The 17,306-nt window shown below is 75.2% G+C and carries 19 protein-coding genes; 5 read left to right on the top strand and 14 right to left on the bottom strand.

The genetic code is table 11. The features are described from left to right. Nucleotides 1-47 precede the first annotated feature (47 nt). Nucleotides 48-434, top strand: coding sequence for a VOC family protein (locus AC1050_RS18545; protein ID WP_482388883.1), 387 nt, complete (start codon nucleotides 48-50; stop codon nucleotides 432-434). Nucleotides 435-483: 49 nt separating this feature from the next. Here the strand turns inward: AC1050_RS18545 and AC1050_RS18540 are convergent, their stop codons facing one another. The 7 genes from AC1050_RS18540 to AC1050_RS18510 form a co-directional block, all read right to left on the bottom strand. Further along, complete coding sequence (locus tag AC1050_RS18540; protein WP_482388882.1) at nucleotides 484-804, bottom strand: type II toxin-antitoxin system Phd/YefM family antitoxin; 321 nt, start codon at nucleotides 802-804, stop codon at nucleotides 484-486. A 456-nt stretch (nucleotides 805-1,260) separates the two neighbouring features. After that, on the bottom strand, nucleotides 1,261-2,346 hold the full coding sequence (gene fni, locus AC1050_RS18535; RefSeq protein WP_482388881.1) for a type 2 isopentenyl-diphosphate Delta-isomerase: 1,086 nt from the start codon (nucleotides 2,344-2,346) through the stop codon (nucleotides 1,261-1,263). After that, the gene (locus AC1050_RS18530) at nucleotides 2,343-3,446 is read right to left on the bottom strand and encodes a phosphomevalonate kinase (protein WP_482388880.1); all 1,104 of its coding nucleotides are present in this window, start codon (nucleotides 3,444-3,446) and stop codon (nucleotides 2,343-2,345) included. The genes fni and AC1050_RS18530 overlap by 4 nt, the downstream gene beginning before the upstream one ends. After that, nucleotides 3,443-4,438, bottom strand: a complete 996-nt coding sequence (gene mvaD, locus AC1050_RS18525) for a diphosphomevalonate decarboxylase (protein ID WP_482388879.1) — start codon at nucleotides 4,436-4,438, stop codon at nucleotides 3,443-3,445. The genes AC1050_RS18530 and mvaD overlap by 4 nt, the downstream gene beginning before the upstream one ends. Then, complete coding sequence (gene mvk, locus AC1050_RS18520; RefSeq protein ID WP_482388878.1) at nucleotides 4,435-5,430, bottom strand: mevalonate kinase; 996 nt, start codon at nucleotides 5,428-5,430, stop codon at nucleotides 4,435-4,437. Before mvk ends, mvaD begins: the two co-directional genes overlap by 4 nt. After that, nucleotides 5,427-6,779, bottom strand: a complete 1,353-nt coding sequence (locus AC1050_RS18515) for a tripartite tricarboxylate transporter permease (protein ID WP_482388877.1) — start codon at nucleotides 6,777-6,779, stop codon at nucleotides 5,427-5,429. Before AC1050_RS18515 ends, mvk begins: the two co-directional genes overlap by 4 nt. 60 nt (nucleotides 6,780-6,839) lie before the next feature. Further along, nucleotides 6,840-7,106, bottom strand: coding sequence for a hypothetical protein (locus AC1050_RS18510; RefSeq protein WP_482388876.1), 267 nt, complete (start codon nucleotides 7,104-7,106; stop codon nucleotides 6,840-6,842). Nucleotides 7,107-7,372: 266 nt separating this feature from the next. On the opposite strand from AC1050_RS18510, the gene AC1050_RS18505 reads away from it, so the two are divergent. Next, the gene (locus tag AC1050_RS18505; protein WP_482388875.1) at nucleotides 7,373-8,266 is read left to right on the top strand and encodes an SDR family oxidoreductase; all 894 of its coding nucleotides are present in this window, start codon (nucleotides 7,373-7,375) and stop codon (nucleotides 8,264-8,266) included. Nucleotides 8,267-8,323: 57 nt separating this feature from the next. On the opposite strand, the gene AC1050_RS18500 is transcribed toward AC1050_RS18505, so the two are convergent. The 7 genes from AC1050_RS18500 to AC1050_RS18470 form a co-directional block, all read right to left on the bottom strand. After that, a complete protein-coding gene (locus AC1050_RS18500; RefSeq protein WP_482388874.1) occupies nucleotides 8,324-9,073 on the bottom strand; it encodes a uracil-DNA glycosylase in 750 nt (249 codons plus the stop codon). Nucleotides 9,074-9,084: 11 nt separating this feature from the next. Continuing rightward, on the bottom strand, nucleotides 9,085-9,705 hold the full coding sequence (locus AC1050_RS18495) for an L-threonylcarbamoyladenylate synthase (protein ID WP_482388873.1): 621 nt from the start codon (nucleotides 9,703-9,705) through the stop codon (nucleotides 9,085-9,087). 41 nt (nucleotides 9,706-9,746) lie between these two features. Then, nucleotides 9,747-10,346 carry a class I SAM-dependent methyltransferase gene (locus AC1050_RS18490; protein WP_482388872.1) on the bottom strand — a complete coding sequence of 200 codons (600 nt, stop codon included), beginning with the start codon at nucleotides 10,344-10,346 and terminating at the stop codon, nucleotides 9,747-9,749. Between the two features lie 77 nt (nucleotides 10,347-10,423). After that, nucleotides 10,424-10,888, bottom strand: a complete 465-nt coding sequence (locus AC1050_RS18485) for a DoxX family membrane protein (RefSeq protein WP_482388871.1) — start codon at nucleotides 10,886-10,888, stop codon at nucleotides 10,424-10,426. A 104-nt stretch (nucleotides 10,889-10,992) separates the two neighbouring features. Further along, nucleotides 10,993-13,068 (bottom strand): elongation factor G, encoded by a 2,076-nt coding sequence (locus AC1050_RS18480; RefSeq protein ID WP_482388870.1) that lies wholly within the window; start codon nucleotides 13,066-13,068, stop codon nucleotides 10,993-10,995. Nucleotides 13,069-13,176: 108 nt separating this feature from the next. Beyond that, complete coding sequence (locus AC1050_RS18475) at nucleotides 13,177-14,100, bottom strand: FKBP-type peptidyl-prolyl cis-trans isomerase (protein ID WP_482388869.1); 924 nt, start codon at nucleotides 14,098-14,100, stop codon at nucleotides 13,177-13,179. Nucleotides 14,101-14,179: 79 nt separating this feature from the next. Continuing rightward, nucleotides 14,180-14,587, bottom strand: coding sequence for a winged helix-turn-helix transcriptional regulator (locus AC1050_RS18470; protein WP_482388868.1), 408 nt, complete (start codon nucleotides 14,585-14,587; stop codon nucleotides 14,180-14,182). A 119-nt stretch (nucleotides 14,588-14,706) separates the two neighbouring features. Between AC1050_RS18470 and AC1050_RS18465 the strand changes: the two genes are divergently transcribed. The 3 genes from AC1050_RS18465 to AC1050_RS18455 all read left to right on the top strand — a co-directional run bounded on the left by AC1050_RS18465 (nucleotide 14,707) and on the right by AC1050_RS18455 (nucleotide 17,241). Continuing rightward, a complete protein-coding gene (locus AC1050_RS18465; RefSeq protein ID WP_482388867.1) occupies nucleotides 14,707-15,570 on the top strand; it encodes an SDR family oxidoreductase in 864 nt (287 codons plus the stop codon). A gap of 239 nt (nucleotides 15,571-15,809) precedes the next feature. Continuing rightward, nucleotides 15,810-16,820 carry a TIGR03557 family F420-dependent LLM class oxidoreductase gene (locus AC1050_RS18460; protein ID WP_482388866.1) on the top strand — a complete coding sequence of 337 codons (1,011 nt, stop codon included), beginning with the start codon at nucleotides 15,810-15,812 and terminating at the stop codon, nucleotides 16,818-16,820. 55 nt (nucleotides 16,821-16,875) lie between these two features. Continuing rightward, the gene (locus AC1050_RS18455) at nucleotides 16,876-17,241 is read left to right on the top strand and encodes a hypothetical protein (RefSeq protein WP_482388865.1); all 366 of its coding nucleotides are present in this window, start codon (nucleotides 16,876-16,878) and stop codon (nucleotides 17,239-17,241) included. Nucleotides 17,242-17,306 lie beyond the last annotated feature (65 nt).

Here is a 17,306-nt window from a genome sequence, read left to right as displayed (position 1 = left end):
GCGGAACCGTGCACCGGTTCCGGGTACCCGGGTCGTACGCTCGGCGGATGGCCGCCCTGCGCGACGTCGTCGTCGACTGCCACCACCCCGCCTCGCTGGCGCGCTGGTGGGCGGCGACGCTCGACGGGTTCCGGGTCGCGCCCTACGACGACGCCGAGCTCGCCCGGCTGCGGGCCCAGGGGGTCGACGACCCGGAGGACGACCCCTCGGTCCTGGTCGAGCCGGTGTCCGGCGCCGGGCCGCGGCTGTGGTTCAACCAGGTGCCGGAGCCGAAGGCCGGCAAGAACCGGCTGCACCTCGACCTGACGGTCGCCGACCTGGGGTCGGGCGTCGACGACCTGGTGGCGCGCGGCGCGACCGTGCTGGCGCGGCACGACGGCTGGACGGTGCTCGCCGACCCGGAGGGCGACGAGTTCTGCGTCTTCCCCGCCTGACCTCGCGACAGCGGTGGCCGCGGGGTCGGCGCCCTGGCCGGAGCCGGCGCTAGCGGGCGGGGGAGGTCGGCGTGCTGCCGTCGTCCCCGTCCTCGACGGCGCGTGCCTCGCGTGCCTCCTCCTCGCGTCGCAGGCGGTCCTCCTCGACGGTCCGGGCCGCCCACTCGTCGAGCGTCTCGCGCTCCCGGGCGTCGGGGTCGGCCTCGAAGCGCCGGAGCTTCTGGAAGTCGTCGAGCCCGATCAGCACCGCGACGAGCGTCCCGTACCGGTGCAGGGCGATGCGGCCGTTGCCGTAGGCGGCCTCGTTGACGAGCGTCGCGAGCTCGCTGCGGAGCTGGCGCGCGGTGACTTCCCGGGTGATGGTCTCCATCGTCCGACGGTAGGGCGGGTGCGGGCCGTCGAGGGCGTCGTCCCCAGGGCGGTGTGCGGAGCCGTCGATCCGAGGTCGGGTACACGGTGTCCCGCAGACGAGCGGGGTGATCCGCTCGGACGACGTGGACACCTGGTACCCGGTGCACCCGGTGGACACGTCGTCCTGCGGGAACCTCGCGAAGGCGCCCGGGTCATGGTGTACCGGGTGGACACGTCGCTCCGACAGGAAACCGCGGCGGCCCCGGCGTCACGGTGTACCCGGTGGACACGTCGCTCAGACTGGAAACCGCGGCGGCCCCGGCGTCACGGTGTACCCGGTGGACACGTCGTCTCTCGGGAACAACCCGAGGTCTCCTGGGTCACGGTGTACCCGGTGGACACGGCGCCCCACCGGAACACGTCCCGGGCGCGTGGGCCACCGTGCACCCGGTGGATGCGGCGCGTGCGTGAGAGGTCAGAGCCCGCTGCGCCGTGCGTACGCCGCCGCGTCGACCCCGCGGAGCCCGCAGAACTCGCGCACCGGGCCGGTGAGGAGCAGGTCCGTGCGCTGCAGGTCGGCCACCGTGCGCGCGCCCAGCAGCGTCATGATGTCGCCCACCTGGGTCAGCCAGGTACGGATCCGTTCGACCAGGGCGGCCTCGCCGTCGGTGAGCAGCACCCGCAGGAACCCGCCGGCGACCCCGACGGCCGTCGCCCCCAGCGCCAGCGCGCGCACCACGTCGAGGGGGTGCCGCACGCCACCGGACGCGAGCAGGTCGACGCCGTCGACGGACGCGGCGTCGAGCAGGCCCTCGACGGCCGACTGCCCCCAGGACGCGAGGTAGTCCATGCCGCCGTCGTCGCGGCGGGCGGACTCGATGGCGGTGAAGTCCGTGCCGCCGCGCCCGGACACGTCGACGGCGGCGACGCCGAGGTCGCGCAGCTGGGCGACGGTCCCGCGGCTCATCCCCGCGCCGACCTCCTTGACGACCACCGGGACGCCGACGCCCTCGACGATCGCGGCGATGCCGTCCGCCCACCGCGTGAAGTCGCGGTCGCCCTCCGGCATGACGATCTCCTGCGCCGGGTTCACGTGCACCTGGAGCCCGTCGGCCTCGAGGATCTCGACGGAGCGACGGGCCTGGGCGGGCGTCAGGTTGGCGTTGACGTTGGCGAGGACGAAGCCGTCGGGGTTGAGCTCGCGCAGGACGCGGAAGGACGGGATCGCCGCGGGCTCGCGGTGCAGGATCCCGGTCGACCCGGACGCGATCGGGACGCCCGTCTCCCGCGCGGCCAGGGCGAGGGCGCGGTTGATCGTCGCGGTGTACGCGGTCCCGCCGGTCATGCCGTTGATGTAGAGCGGCACGGGCCAGTCGAGCACGCGGCCGGTGGTGCGCAGCGAGACCTGGGACCGGTCGCCGGCGGCCAGGGGGTGGTTCATCGGCCGCACGTGGTCGAAGTCGTGCGCGCCCGGCTCGGCGTGCTGGGCGACCGCCAGCCGGACGTGGTCGTCCTTGCGGCGGGCGTCCTGCCCGGACAGCGCGGCGTCGTCGGTGCTCATCGGACCTCTTCCCGCGGGGGCTGCACGTGCAGGGACAGGTGCCGCACGTCGGACAGCGCCCAGTCCCGGAGCATCGGCTCGAGGTCGGTGTCGGCGTCCACCAGGACGATGCCGCAGTCGCCGCCGCCGGCGCCGGAGGACTTCGCCGCGGCGCCGACCTGCTGCGCGGTCTCGCACAGGGTGCGCAGGGCGGGCGTCTCGATGTCGACCCCCGCGGCCCGCGCGAGCGAGGTGAGCAGCCCCCGGGCGCGACGGATCTGGGCCTTGGCGGCGGGGGCGTCGTCGCGCTCGATGGCGTCGGCCAGGGCGTCGACGCAGTCCCGGGAGGCGGCCAGGAAGTCGGGGTAGTGGCTCTCCGCAGCACCCTTGCGGGACTGCATGGCCTCGACGAGCCGGGTGGTCGACGCCGGGACCCCGGTCCAGCCGACCACGAGCCGCATCGACGTGGGCGTCGGCAGCCGGCGCACGGACAGCCCGGGCCACTCGGCGGCGAGCAGCGCGGTCAGCGGCCGGTCGACACCGGACGCGGCCGCCTCGGCCTGGGCGTCGCGCAGCCAGACCCGGTCCAGTGCGGCGTACCGGATCCAGCCGCCGTACAGGCTCGCGGCGACGTCGCCGCCGGAGCCCATCGGGTTGACCGCCACGGTGGCCAGCAGCGCGAGCCGCAGCAGCTGCTCGGTCGGGAGCCCCAGCTCGTAGAACTGGTCCAGCGCCCGCACCGTCGCCGCGGTGACGGCGGCCGAGGAGCCCAGGCCGAACTTCCGTCCGGACTGGTCGTCGAGCTCGGAGCTGATGGTGATGTCGTAGAACCCGAGGGTGCGGCCCTGCTCGGCGGCGAACCGCTCGACGACGTCGATCGCGGCGAGCACGTAGTCGAACGGGCGGCTGTCGTGGTCGAGCACGACCCGGTCGCCGTCCCGGCGCCACACCACGGGCAGCCGGCCGTACTGGTCGGAGGCGATGGAGCCGGCGCCCTCGGCCGGTGCCAGCCGCACGGTGACGTGCCGGTCGACGGCCACGAGCACGGCCGGGTACCCGGCCTCGACGACGGCGTACTCGCCGGCCACGAACAGCTTGCCGGAGGCGCTGACCTCGATCACGCGGCACCTCCCGCGGTCACGCGCAGGTCGGGCCCGGGCCGGGCGGTCACGACGCGCCGCGTGCCCTCGAGCGACAGCGCCTCGGCCACGGCGGGCAGGTCGCGTCCGGCGCACAGCACCTTGACGTTGGGGCCGGCGTCGATGGTCGCCCAGCAGGGCAGGCCGTCGGCGCGCAGCGCGAGCACCTGGTCCAGCACCGCGACGGTGTGCGCCGTCCAGTACCGCACCGGCGGGCGGGCGCCCAGCATCGTCGCGTGCATCCGCAGCGCGTTCGACTCCGCGAGCTCGCCCAGTGCCGGGAGGTCGCCGGCGGTGACGGCTTCCAGCATCAGCGTGACGTCCCGCTCCGTCGCCTCGGTCCAGGCGGCGAAGTACGGGGACGTCTCGACGGTGCGGCGCATCGCGACCCGGCTCGACACGGACTTCAGGCCGGCGTCGAGCACGACGACCGCCATCGCCGGGTCGAGGGGGCCGCCGGCCTCGCCACCGGCGACGGGCTCGGCGAACGAGGAGGCGTCGTCGGTGCCGGCGTGCCAGATCACCAGGCCGCCGAACACGGACCGGGCCGCGGAGCCGGAGCCGCGCCGGGCCAGCCGCGACAGGCCGCGCGGGTCGAGGTCCAGCCCGTAGGCCGCGGCGGCCGCACCGGCCAGCGCGGCGAACCCGCTCGCGGAGGAGGCCAGCCCGGCGCCGGTGGGGACCGTGGAGGTGGAGGTCACCGTGCCGTGCACTGCGGACCCGGCCAGCGAGCGCACCAGGTCGAGGAACCGGCGCACGCGCACGACCTCGGCCTCGGACATCGCCCGGCCGTCGAGCACGCCGGTGTCCTCCGTGGCCCCGGGGTCCAGGGTCACCGTGGTGGTGGCGTGGAACGCGTCGAGCGTGAGCGACAGGCTGGACGTCGCGGGGAGCGCCAGGGCCTCGTCGCGCTTGCCCCAGTACTTGGCGAGCGCGATGTTCGCGTGCGCGACGGCTGTCGCGGAGTTCGTCATCCGAGGGACACCTGGGCGGGAGCGGCGGGGGGCCGCGCGTCGGTCCGGTGCAACCATGTGCGCGCCGCGCCCGCGCGGCGCAGGGCAGCGGCGATCGTACCAGCGGAGGTGGTGTCGGCCGCGAGCGCGAGCAGGCATCCGCCCTGGCCACCGCCGGTCAGCTTCGCGCCGAGCGCCCCGGCGGCGAGGGCCGCGCCGACCAGCCGGTCGAGCTCGGGGGAGGAGACGCCCAGCTCCGCCAGCGCCCCGTGCGCCCGGGTCATCCGGGCCCCCAGGTCGCGCGGGCGGTCCAGAGCGAGGTCGTCAACCACGTCGCGCGTGATCTGCCCGAGCTCGGCGACCAGCTCCGCGCCGCGCGCGGGGTGCCGGTCGAGGAACGCGCGCACGTCGGCGACGGCGACCCGGGTCCGGCCGTGCACGCCCGTGTCCGCCACCACCAGGTGCGCGCGGAGCCGCAGGTCGAGGGACCGGATCTCCCCGGCCTGGAACCAGACGGGCTCCGTGGAGGCGGTGGTGCGCGCGTCCAGTCCGCTCGGGTTGCCGTGCGCGACGCGCTCGCCGACCTGCACGAGGTCGAAGTGCTCCTGCTTGGTGAGCGTGCGTCCGGCCAGGTCGGCCAGCGCGAGGGCCAGGGCTCCGGCCGTCGCGGCGCTGGAGCCGAGGCCGCGCGCGGCGGGGATGGTGGACTCGGTCGACAGCACGATGCCGTGGTGCGGCAGCCCGAGGTGGTCGAGGGTGGCCTCGACGGCGGCGCGCGGGGCGGCCAGCTGCTCCGGCGCGTCGGCCAGCGGACCGGAGTACAGGACCGACTCGAGCGTCAGCGGGCCGTCCTCCCGGCGGGCGGTGGCGCGCATCGGGAGGCTGGCCAGGGGCAGCGCGATGGCGGGCTCGCCGTAGACGACGGCGTGCTCGCCGACCAGGATCGCCTTGGCACGGGTGTGCCCGGTCCCGGTGCTGCGCGGGTGCGTGCTGGTGATGGCCGTACTCCTCACATCAGGTGGGTGACGAACCACGGGGCCGCGTACAGCGACATGAACTGCACCCCGAAGTTGACGCCCAACCGGTTCAGCGTGCCGCAGGTCAGCCCGACCAGCAGCACGGCGAAGACGTTCACGAGCCCGGCGTCCAGGTACGCCAGGAGCAGGACGAACACGACGAAGAGCGCCAGCACCGCCTCGTGCGGCACGTACCGCGTGACGAGCGCGGTCAGCCGGAACGAGTACCGGACGGCGAGCACGTAGGACAGCACCAGGGCGATGGACCCGCCGACCAGCACGGCGACCACGAACTGCGACGTCGTCAGCAGGTGGTGCAGGTTGTTGTCCAGGGTCAGCACGGGCGGCGCGTTGAACAGCGCGTTGGCCGGACCGACGGCGACGGGCGACAGCGGCAGGCCGATCGCCAGCAGCGGGATGATCACCCCGGCCAGGTACGTGGAGTGCGCCAGCGCGGCCATCGCCGTGACGGCGCGGGACGAGCGCTCGACCGGCTCCTTCGCGCGGCCGCCCGCGGCCTCGCCCATCAGCAGGGTGAGCGCGACCGGGCTGAGGAAGAACAGCGGCGTGGACGCGGCGGACACCGTGGCGCTGGCGCCGAGCTCGGCGCGGGTGAGCAGCCGCCGGGGGCTGAGCGGGGCGCCCTTCAGCTCGGACGTGGTGATCCGCACGGGCGTCCGGCCGGCGCGGGGCATCGCGGCCCGCAGCGTCGGGTTGAGCAGCGTGGTGAGGCTGAGCAGCAGGGGGCCGGCGGTGATGGCCAGGAAGAACGACACGGTGATGGTGCCGTCCTCGGGCAGCACGCCCGTCTGCCGGTACAGCGCCTGCACGCCCTGGAACAGCAGCCCCAGCGGCACGATCGCCAGCAGCGACAGCACCTTGTTCTTGCCGAGCAGCGCGAGCACCACCGCGCCGCCGACGAACAGCAGCGAGCCGTACTCGCGCAGCTGGTCCGCCAGCGGGGTGATCGCGGACGCGATGAGCAGCGCCAGCGGGATCGCGATCAGCGTCCCGACCACGGAGCCGGCCGCCATCTTCCGGATCGTCTCCGCGGCCCGCCCCTGCCGCTTGAGGACCAGGGCGTGGTCGATCATCGGCGCCGACAGCACGCCGCCGGGCAGCCCGACCAGGGCCGTGGGGATCGAGTTGGTCAGGTTCAGCGTGACGACGGCGGCGATGAAGAACGCCAGCACGACCTGCGGGTCGGTCCCCGCGAGCACCAGGGCGAGGGTCACGGGCAGCAGCACCGAGGTCTCGTCGGTGCCGGGGATGAACCCGATCAGCGTGTAGAGCGCCACGGCCGCCAGGACGGCGGCGACCATCGGCAGCAGCAGGGAGAGGTCCACGGAGGTCTTTCGGTGCGGGGCGCCCACCCGGATGGGTGCGGCGCCGGTCGACGGGTCGGCTCAGTCGGCGCGCGGGTCGGTCCGACCGGCCTCCGCGTCGGAGTCGTCGACGATCTGCACGTCGCGCTTCGGCCGGACGAGCACCAGCGCCGCACCGAACCCGGCGACCGCGCCGCCGAGGCCCCAGAAGAACTCCGACGACCCGAGCGCACGCCCCACCAGCACGGCCGCGACGGTGACGGCCGCGACCGCGGCCAGCGCGACCACGAGGTCGCGCATCGACACGCGGTCGCCCCAGATCTCGACGTACTGCTCGTCGTCGCTCACGTGCGCTCCTGCTCTGGTGGTCGGGATCGCCACCCTAGGGCCCCACCTGCGGGGAGGCTGCGTGGCGGGTGTGCGCGCGGTGTGCACGTGCTGGACGGACGCCGGGAGGCGTGGCGGCGGCGCACCCGCGGGCGCGGGCGGCCGGGGGCCACTGTGCGCGGGTGCCGGGCGGCCCGGCAACTCGGGACGACGCGCCGGGCGGCGACACGCCGTGGTTTCACCCGCTCCGGTGGCGCGCCGCCGCGCGATGCGCACGATGGATGAGCATGAGCGACCAGACGACACCCCAGGACCCGACCGACCAGCACCCCGAGCCGGAGCAGCCGGCCCAGAAGCTCGACCACCCCGGCGTGACCGGGGACATGGCGCAGAAGCCGGACCACGGCGAGGACACGTACGTCGGCTCCGGCCGGCTCGAGGGCCGCAAGGCCCTCATCACCGGCGGCGACTCCGGCATCGGCCGCGCCGTCGCCCTCGCCTTCGCCCGCGAGGGCGCCGACGTCGCCATCGTGTACCTGCCCGAGGAGGAGCAGGACGCGCAGGAGACCGTGCGCCTGATCCAGGACGCCGGGCGCAAGGCCGTCACCTGCCCGGGCGACCTGCGCGAGGAGCAGTTCTGCCAGGACGTCGTGGAGCACGTGGTGTCCGAGCTCGGCGGGCTCGACATCCTCGTGAACAACGCGGCGTACCAGATGTCGCAGGAGAACGGCCTGCTCGACCTCACCACCGAGCAGCTCGACCGCACGATGAAGACCAACGTCTACGCGCTGTTCTGGCTGACCAAGGCCGCGCTCGCCCACCTGGGCGAGGGGGCCAGCATCATCAACACGACCTCGATCCAGGCGTTCCAGCCGAGCCCGCAGCTGATCGACTACGCCGCGACCAAGGCCGTCATCCTCAACTTCACCAAGGCGCTCGCGCAGCAGGTGGCGGAGCAGGGCATCCGCGTCAACGCCGTGGCGCCCGGCCCGATCTGGACGCCGCTGATCCCGGCGACCATGCCGGCGGAGAAGGTCAAGGAGTTCGGCGCCGACACCCCGCTGGGCCGTGCCGGCCAGCCGGCCGAGCTGGCGCCGGCGTACGTGTTCTTCGCCAGCCAGGAGTCGAGCTACATCACCGGCGACCGCATCGGCGTCACCGGCGGCAACCCGCTCGCCTGACCACCGTCGGACCCGCTCACCGACGTCGGGCCCGGCAGGGGTCTGCCGGGCCCGGCGTCAGGCGGCGAGGTCGCGGGCGCGCAGCAGCACGGCGTCGAGCATGTCCGGCGTGAGGCGGCCGGTGAAGGTGTTCTGCTGGCTGACGTGGAAGCAGCCGAGCACCGTCAGCCGCTCGTCGGTGCGGGGCCGGTCCAGCACCACCTCCGCGCCGTGGCCGAACCGCGGCCGCGGCCGGGGGACCGCCCAGCCCTGCTCGCCGAGCGTGCGCAGCAGCGCGTCCCAGCCGAACGCCCCCAGCACCACCGCGACCCGCGGCCGCACGATCTCCAGCTCCCGGGCCAGCCACGGCCCGCACCGGTGCCGCTCCTCGGGCAGCGGCGTGTTGTCCGGCGGTGCGCAGTGCACCGGCGCGGTGATCCGCACCCCCGTCAGGCCCAGACCGTCGCCGGCGTGCGTCGACGTGGGCTGGGACGCCATGCCGACGCGGTGCATCGCGGCGAACAGGAAGTCGCCCGACCGGTCGCCGGTGAACATCCGGCCGGTGCGGTTGGCGCCGTGCGCGGCGGGGGCCAGCCCGACGACCAGCACGGCCGCGTCCGGGTCCCCGAAGCCGGGCGCCGGGCGGGCCCAGTACTCCTGGTCGCGGTAGGCCGCGCGCTTGACCGTGGCGACGTGCTCGCGCCACGCGACGAGCCGGGGGCACGCGCGGCACTCGACGACGGCCCCGTCCAGCTCCGCGAGGTCCCGCGCCCCGGGCGCGAGCGCGGCGGGGAACCCGGCGTCGTCCGGCGGCGGCACGTCGGGCACAGCGGGCACGGTCAGGCGAACCGGTCCGGGTCGCCCGCGCCGACGCGGACGACCTCGGGGTAGCCCTCCGACCAGTCGACGACGGTCGTGGGCTCCGTCCCGCACTCGCCGGCGTCCACCACGGCGTCGACCACGTGGTCCAGCTCCTCCTTGACCGTCCAGCCGTCGACCTGCGGCTCGGCCTCGCCCGGCAGGATCAGCGTCGAGGACAGCAGCGGCTCGCCCAGGTCGCGCAGGATGGCCTGCACCACCCGGCTGTCGGGGATGCGCACGCCGACGGTCTTCTTCTTGGGGTGCGCGAGCCGCCGGGGGACCTCCTTGGTCGCCGGCAGGATGAACGTGTACGGCCCGGGGGTCGCGGACTTGATCGCGCGGAACGGCGCGTTGTCCAGCCGGACCAGCTGCCCGAGCTGCGCGAAGTCGCTGCACATCAGCGTGAAGTGGTGCTTGTCCCCCAGGTGCCGGATCGCGCGGATCCGGTCCGCGCCGGTGTGGCTCTCCATCCGGCAGCCGAGGGCGTACCCGGAGTCGGTGGGGTACGCGATCAGCGCGTCGTCCCGCAGCAGCGCGACCAGCTGGCTGATCGAGCGGGCCTGCGGGTCGTGGGGGTGGACGTCGAAGAACCGGGCCATGCGGTCGAGCGTAGGCACGACCCGGGCCCGCGACCAGCGGGTCAGCCCAGGACGGCGACCAGGAAGTCGGAGCCGGGCTCGACCGGGCGCAGGTCCCAGGTCGAGAACCGGTGCTCGACGCGGAAGCCCGCCGCGCGCGCGTCCACGTCGAGCGCGTCGAACGCGTAGCCGCGGCCCGCGCCGAACCCGACCACCAGCCGGCCGCCGGGGACCAGGTGCCGGCGGACCCGGCGCAGCACCTCGGCCTCGGTGCCGGGGGCCACGAACGTCAGCACGTTCCCGGCCATGACGGCGACGTCGAACGGCTCGGCGACGCCCGCCGCGGGCAGGTCGAGCTCGGCCAGGTCGCCGACGTGCCAGTCGCCGCCGGGGTGGTCGGCACGCGCCGCGTCGACCAGCAGGGGGTCGACGTCCACGCCGACCACGGTGTGCCCGCGCCGGAGCAGCTCGCCGCCGACCCGGCCGGGACCGCAGCCGGCGTCCAGCACCCGCGACCCGCGCGGCACCATCGCGTCGACCATCCGCGCCTCGCCGGCCAGGTCCGCGCCCTCGGCCGCCATGGTGCGGAACCGCTCGACGTACCAGGCGGACCGGTCGGGGTTCTGCTGGCCGATCTGCTCCCAGCGGGTCGGCTGACGCATGACGCTCCTGGCGGGTGGGACGACGACGGGCGGCACCGAGCCTAGCCAGGTGCCGCCCGCGTCCTGCTCCCGGGCCGTCAGCGCGTGACGACCTTCTTCGCCTTCGTGGTGGCCTTGACGCCGGCCTTCTTCGCCGACGAGGTCAGGGCGTCGATCAGGTACGACGTCGCGGCGCCGAAGATGATCACGTCCTTGGCGATGCCGACGCCCTGCTCGCTGGGGCGCGGGTCGCTCTCGCCGCGGCGCAGCGCGGGCGTGCGCGCGTACATGCCGACCAGCCCGGCCGAGAACGCGGTGAACCCGGCCGCCACGACCACGCGGGGCAGCACCGGGACCAGCAGCGCGGCGCCGAGGCCGACCTCGGCGGCGGCGAGCGCCCTGGTGAACGTCTTCGGGTCGACGTCGGCCAGGAACGGGTACGCGCCGGAGGCCATGCCGTGCAGGCCGGCGGCGGTGTCGTCGTCGGCGCTGAGCTTGTCGACGCCGGAGCTGAGGATGTACGCGCCGGCGCCGAGCCGGATCGGGAGATGGCGGAGCTTCACGGGTCCTCCTCGAAGAGCGGGTGGTCCGTCGACGCTATGACCACCCGGCCCGGTCCGCACGGTCGCGGGACCCGCCGCGCGACGAGGTCGCGCCGGCGGAGGCCTCACACCGGCGCCAGGTGCCGCGGGCGGACGTCGTACCCGCCCGGTGCGAGCACCACCTCGGCGCGCCCGCCGGCCAGCGCCCGCAGGTCGAGCGCGTACCGCACCACCTCCGCCTCCGGCACGACGGCCTCGACCCGCACCCGGCCGTCGTCCGTGGTGCTGCTGGCGCTGATGTGCCCGCGCCGGCCCGACAGGTCGCCGAGCACGTCGCCCTGCGCCTCGGGCGGGACCAGGACGCTGACGTGCACGGTCGGCTCGAGCAGCACCGTCCCCGCGGAGGCGAGGGCGGCGCGGACCCCGGCGGCGGTCGCGGTGCGGAAGGCCATGTCCGAGGAGTCGACCGCGTGCGCCTTGCCGTCGTGCACCTCGACCTCGACGTCGACCACCGGGTGCCCGAGCGGCCCGCCGGCGGCGAGCGCCTCGACGGCGCCGCGCTCGACCGCCGGCAGGTACGACCGGGGCACCGCCCCGCCGACCACGGAGTCCACGAACACGAACCCCGACCCGGGCGGCAGCGGGCGCAGCCGCAGCTGGACCACGGCGAACTGGCCGTGCCCGCCCGACTGCTTCTTCAGCCGGCCCTCGGCCTCGGCCGGCCCGGCGAGCGTCTCCCGGTACGCGATCCGCACCGGCTCGGTCGTGACGTGCACGCCGAACACCCGCGCGAGGCGCTCGACCGCGACCGCGAGGTGCGCGTCGCCGAGCCCGCGCAGCACGGCCTGGTGCGCCGTCCGCTCGACGTGCAGGGTCGGGTCCTCGGCGGCGAGCCGGGTCAGCGCCGCGGACAGCCGGTCGTCGTCGGCCTGGCTGACCGGGACCAGCGCGACCCCCAGCACGGGGCCGCGGGCCGGCAGCCCGGCGGGCCGCACCGGCTGGGCCCGCGCGGCGAGCAGACCGCCGGTCGGCGTCCCGGTGAGCTTGGCGACCGCGGCGATCTCGCCCGCCCGCACCACGTCGGCGGGCAGGTGCTCGCGGCCGCGCAGCCGGAACAGCCCGTGCAGCCGCTCCTCCGTGCCGGTGGCGGTGCTGACCAGGCGGTCGCCCGGCCGGACGGTGCCCGAGAGCACCTTGAACACCGACACCTGCCCGACGAACGGGTCGGCCACCGTGCGGAACACGTGCAGCACGGGCTCGCCGTCCGGGTCGGCCGGCAGCGCCGTCGTGGCGACGTCCCCGCTGCCGACCCGCAGCCGGGCCGGCCGGTCGGCGGGCGCGGGGCCGATCTCGCACACCAGGTCCGCCAGGCGGTCGACGCCGACGCCGGTCGCCGCGGAGACCACCAGCACGGGGACGGCCGTGCCGCGTGCGACCTCGCGCGCGAGCGTCCGCTCCAGCTCGGCGGCGTCCGGCTCGTCGCCGGACAGGTACCGCTCCAGCTGGTCGTCGTCGTGGGCGACGATCTCCTCCGTCACCTCGTCGTGCAGCCGGTGCTCCTCGTCCGCGACGTCCGCGGGCAGCTCGCAGTCCCGGTGCCGGCCGTCGGGCGCGTAGTCCAGGCCCCGGTCGGACAGGACGTCGGCGACGCCGTGCAGCGCCTGCTCCTCGCCCAGCGGCAGCTCGAGCGGCACGACGCCGGCCGGGTCGTGCCCGGTCCGCCGCGCGAGGTCGCGCACCTGGTCCAGCACCCGGTGGAAGTCGGCGCGGGCGCGGTCCTCCTGCGTGACGACGACCAGGCGGCCGATCCCGGCCTCGTCGCACCGCCGCCACGCCGCCTCGGTCCCGGCCTGGACCCCGTCGACGGCGCTCACCACCAGCACCGCGAGGTCGGCGACGGACAACGCCGCGTCCACCGCCCCCGCGAAGTCGGGCGCGCCGGGGGTGTCGAGCAGGGTGACGCGGTGCGGGCAGCCCTGGCTGCAGGTCCAGTCCAGGTCCGCTACGCCGAGCGCCACGGAGGAGCCGCGGGCCACCTCCTCGGGCTCGTGGTCGCAGACCGTCGAGCCGTCCTCGACCCGCCCGGCGCGGGGGACGGCCCCGGCGCGCAGCAGCAGGGCCTCGGCGAGTGTCGTCTTGCCGGATCCGCCGTGGCCGACGAGCGCCACGTTCCGGACCGTCGGCGTCGTTGCCGCGTCCATCGCAGTCTCCTGGTTGGGGCCGGGACGCCAGGCTAGTCGCGTTGGTGCCCGGAAAGACAGGACCCCGGCCGCAGGTGCGGCCGGGGTCCTGCTCGGGTGCGCTGCGCGTCAGGAGGCGCTGAGGATGTCCACCACGAAGATCAGCGTCGAGCCGCCGGGGATGGACGCGGTGTCCTCGTCGCCGTAGCCCAGGTCCGGCGGGATGATCAGCAGCACCTGGCTGCCGACCGGCTGGCCGACCAGGCCCTGCTGCCAGCCCTGGATCAGGTTGCTGAGCGAGGTGGACAGCGGGGTGCCGTTCTCCCACGAGGAGTCGAACGGCGTGCCGTCCCAGAGCCACCCGCTGTACTGGATGGTGATGTTCTGGCCGGCCTCGACGGCGGCGCCGGTCCCGGTGATGAGCGGCTGCACGACCAGCTCGGCCGGCGGGTCGGTGTCGACCGTCTCGATGGACGGCTGGCCGTCCTCGGCGAGCGTCACGGTCGGCAGGCCCTCGGGCAGCGGGGTGACCGGGGTGCCCTCGGCGCGGGTCGGGACGGCCTCGGCGCCCATGATCTCGACCGCGAGGATCAGCGTGACGTCCTCCGCCGGGTTCGCGTAGAGGATGCGCGCGCCGACCTGCTGGCCGATGACCTGGTCGAGCAGGACGTCCGGCAGGGTCGGGCTCTCCGCGATGTAGGACTCCGGCGCCGCGCCGTAGGTGCCGCCCTGGCTGGTGCCGTCGGCACCGCTGACGGCGGCGATGTTCATCGTGACCAGGTCGCCCTCGGCCACCTCGGCGCCGGTGCCCGGCGTCGCGACCCGCGCCACGGGGGCGGAGACCGTGAACGGCTGCTCGAACTCGAAGGTCGGCTCGGCGCCCGCGTCACCGGTGACGGTCACGGCCTCGAGGGCGGCGACGTCCTCGGCGCTCGCGGTCGCGGCGGTGCTGGCGGAGGCGGTGGGCGACGCGGAGTCGTCCGGGTCGCCGCTGCTGCACGCGGAGAGCAGCAGCAGGGAGGCGGCGAGGAGGGTGGCGGCCGTACGGCGCACGTGCTCGTCCTTCGGTCGGGTTCGGCGGGCGGTCGGCCATCGTAGGCGCCCGCCCTGGGGATCGTCTGTGCGCGCGGGCTCAGCGCCCGGTCGCGCGCCCCGCCAGCATCGCGTCGGCGTGGCCGGCGATCCAGGACATCAGGGGCAGCAGGTGCGCGGCCAGCTCGCGGCCGAGCGGGGTCAGCGAGTAGTCGACGCGCGGCGGGATCGACGGCGTCGCCTCCCGCAGCACCAGGCCGTCGGCCTCGAGCGTGCGCAGCGTCGAGGCGAGCATCTTCTCGCTGATGCCCTCGACGACCCGGCGCAGCTCACCCCAGCGCAGGGTGCGCTCGGACAGCGCGACCAGGACCAGGACGCCCCACTTGCTGGTCACGTGGTCGAGCACGACGCGGCTGGGGCACGCGGACGGCAGCACGCCGTCGGTCAGCAGCCCGTCCAGGACGGATGTCGGCGGCCGCAGGCCCGTGTCCTCGATGCTTACCGTCATGCCAGTACCTTACGCGGAAGTGGGTACCGGCGATCGGGAAGGGTGCTGCCGGGGTCGCGGTTGGGGCGGGTGCCGGACACGTCACCGATCCGGCGCCGCCCCACCGAGAGGAACCTCCCATGTCGATCGTCGTCACCGGTGCCACCGGCCACCTCGGCCGCCTCGTCGTCGAGCACCTGCTGGCCGACGGCGTCCCCGCCGACCAGGTCGTCGCGACGGGCCGCCGCACCGAGCGGCTCGCCGACCTCGCCGAGCGCGGCGTCCGGGTCGCCACCGCCGACTTCGCCCGCCCCGAGACCCTTGCCGCCGCGTTCGACGGCGCGGAGGTCGTGCTGCTCGTCTCCGGCAGCGAGGTCGGGCAGCGCGTCGAGCAGCACCGCACCGCGATCGAGGCCGCGAAGGCCGCCGGCGTGCGGCGCGTGGTCTACACGTCCGCACCGCAGGCCGACACCACCGCGCTGGTGCTCGCCCCCGAGCACAAGGCCACCGAGGAGATCCTGCGCGCGTCCGGGGTCACCTTCACGATCCTGCGCAACGGCTGGTACACCGAGAACTACGTCGGCGACGTGCAGCGCGCGGGCGAGACCGGCGAGATCACCGGTGCGTTCGGCGACGGGCGCGTCGCCAGCGCCCCGCGGGACGACTTCGCCGCCGCTGCGGCCGTCGTGCTCCGCACCGAGGGCCACGACGACGCGGTCTACGAGCTGTCCGGCGACGAGGCCTGGGGCTTCACGGACCTGGCCGCCGCCGCGTCGGAGCTGCTGGGCCGCGAGGTGACGTACCGCCCGGAGTCCGCCGAGCAGCGTCGCGCCGACCTCGCCGCCGCCGGGCTGGACGAGGGCACCGTCGGGTTCGTCGTCGCCCTCGAGGAGAACACCCGCGACGGACTGCTCGCCGCCACCCCGGGCGACCTCTCCCGCCTGATCGGCCGCCCGACCACCCCGCTGGTGGACGCCCTCCGCACGGCCCTCGCCACGTCCTGACCGAGGCGCCCGCGCCCGCGGCCCCCGCCCCGGGCCTCCGCCCCCGCCCCGGCCCTCCGCCCCGGACCCCGCCCCGGCCTCCGCCGAGATAGGGCCTCCGCGCCGAGATAGGGCTTGCGCGCGCCCTACCTCGGCGCGACGGCCCTCTCTCGGCGCGGGAGCGGAGGCGCCGGGCGGTCTCGCCGGGGGGGGGCGGCGCTCCAGATGCCGTGGCGGGGCGGGCGGGGGAGAGTCGGAGCATGACGCGATTCGGGTACACCCTCATGACCGAGCAGTCCGGGCCGAAGCAGCTCGTCGGGTACGCCGTGGACGCCGAGCGTCTCGGCTTCGACTTCGAGGTGTCCAGCGACCACTACTTCCCGTGGGTCGACGAGCAGGGGCACGCCTCCTACGCGTGGTCGCTGCTGGGCGCGGTGGCGCACGCGACGTCCCGGGTCGACCTGATGACCTACGTGACGGCCCCGATCGTCCGGTACCACCCGGCCGTCGTCGCGCAGAAGGCCGCCACGATCGGCGTGCTGTCGGACGGCCGGTTCACGCTCGGCCTCGGTGCCGGCGAGAACCTCAACGAGCACGTGGTCGGCGAGCGCTGGCCCGCGGTCGGCGAGCGGCACGACATGCTCGAGGAGGCCATCGAGATCATCACCGCGCTGCTGGACGGCGAGCGGCTGACCTTCGACGGCGTGCACTTCCGCACCGACTCCGCGAAGCTCTGGGACCTGCCGGAGCAGCCGGTCGAGATCGGTGTCGCCGTGTCCGGCGCGCAGTCGATCTCCCGATTCGCCCCGCTGGCCGACCACCTGATCACCACCGAGCCCGACGCCGACCTGCTGCGCGGCTGGGACGAGGCCCGGGCCCAGGCCGCGAAGGAGATCGGCGAGGGCACCCCGTCGCCGTCGCGCAAGATCGGCCAGATCCCGATCTCCTGGGACCCCGACCTGGAGACCGCGAAGCAGCGCGCGCACGAGCAGTTCCGCTGGTTCGCCGGCGGCTGGAAGGTCAACGCGGACCTGCCGACGACCGAGGCGTTCGCGTCGGCCAGCCAGTACGTCCGGCCGGACGACGTCGCCGAGACCATCCCCTGCGGGCCGGACCTGGACGCGATCGTCGAGGCCGTGTCGGCGTACTGGGAGGCCGGGTTCACCGACATCGCGCTGGTGCAGGTCGGCGACGAGGGCCAGCAGCGGTTCCTCGACGAGGCCGCCGCGCCGCTGCTGGAGAAGCTGCGGGCCGCCGCGCCCTCGTCCTGACCCGGCACCGTCCCCAAGCCGCCTGTTGCACAACCGTCGAGTTGAGAGGAGCGCCATGGCCGTCACCGCCTTCCAGGACCTGCCGCTGGCCGACCGCGACCGCGAGTGGGACGGCGCCGCCGCCGAGAAGCGGGTCCGCGCCTGGGCCGACGCCGAGGACGAGCCGAACCAGCAGTACCGCGACGCGCACGTCTGGTACGACGCGGACGCCAAGCAGAACTTCACCGCGTACAAGCTGCTGATCGCCGACGTGGTCGGCGGGAAGCTGGTCGCCGTCCCGCGCGGGGTGTTCGCCGCCGCGGCGGTGATGCAGGGTTCGCGCGGCGGGGTGGACCTGCCCGCGAAGGACGTGGACCGGGTCAGGAGCCACCTCGCCAAGTACTACGCGAAGCTCGACGAGACACCGCCCTGGGACGACTGAAGCCGGCGACGGCGCACCGGTCCGGCCTCTGGGGCCGTCCGGTGCGCCGTGGCGGGGTCGTCCCG

This window comes from Cellulomonas sp. NEAU-ZC6 (assembly GCF_056844425.1).
Note: the sequence above shows the minus strand (reverse complement) of the source record. Positions and strands in the feature narration are given on the sequence as shown.

What these genes read in the sequence shown, in the direction of transcription:
- AC1050_RS18545 (WP_482388883.1), top strand. Translation starts at nt 48, where the DNA reads ATGGCCGCCCTGCGCGACGTCGTCGTCGACTGCCACCACCCCGCCTCG.
- AC1050_RS18540 (WP_482388882.1), bottom strand. Translation starts at nt 804, where the DNA reads ATGGAGACCATCACCCGGGAAGTCACCGCGCGCCAGCTCCGCAGCGAG.
- fni (WP_482388881.1), bottom strand. Translation starts at nt 2,346, where the DNA reads ATGAGCACCGACGACGCCGCGCTGTCCGGGCAGGACGCCCGCCGCAAG.
- mvaD (WP_482388879.1), bottom strand. Translation starts at nt 4,438, where the DNA reads ATGACGAACTCCGCGACAGCCGTCGCGCACGCGAACATCGCGCTCGCC.
- AC1050_RS18505 (WP_482388875.1), top strand. Translation starts at nt 7,373, where the DNA reads ATGAGCGACCAGACGACACCCCAGGACCCGACCGACCAGCACCCCGAG.
- AC1050_RS18495 (WP_482388873.1), bottom strand. Translation starts at nt 9,705, where the DNA reads ATGGCCCGGTTCTTCGACGTCCACCCCCACGACCCGCAGGCCCGCTCG.
- AC1050_RS18490 (WP_482388872.1), bottom strand. Translation starts at nt 10,346, where the DNA reads ATGCGTCAGCCGACCCGCTGGGAGCAGATCGGCCAGCAGAACCCCGAC.
- AC1050_RS18480 (WP_482388870.1), bottom strand. Translation starts at nt 13,068, where the DNA reads ATGGACGCGGCAACGACGCCGACGGTCCGGAACGTGGCGCTCGTCGGC.
- AC1050_RS18470 (WP_482388868.1), bottom strand. Translation starts at nt 14,587, where the DNA reads ATGACGGTAAGCATCGAGGACACGGGCCTGCGGCCGCCGACATCCGTC.
- AC1050_RS18465 (WP_482388867.1), top strand. Translation starts at nt 14,707, where the DNA reads ATGTCGATCGTCGTCACCGGTGCCACCGGCCACCTCGGCCGCCTCGTC.
- AC1050_RS18460 (WP_482388866.1), top strand. Translation starts at nt 15,810, where the DNA reads ATGACGCGATTCGGGTACACCCTCATGACCGAGCAGTCCGGGCCGAAG.
- AC1050_RS18455 (WP_482388865.1), top strand. Translation starts at nt 16,876, where the DNA reads ATGGCCGTCACCGCCTTCCAGGACCTGCCGCTGGCCGACCGCGACCGC.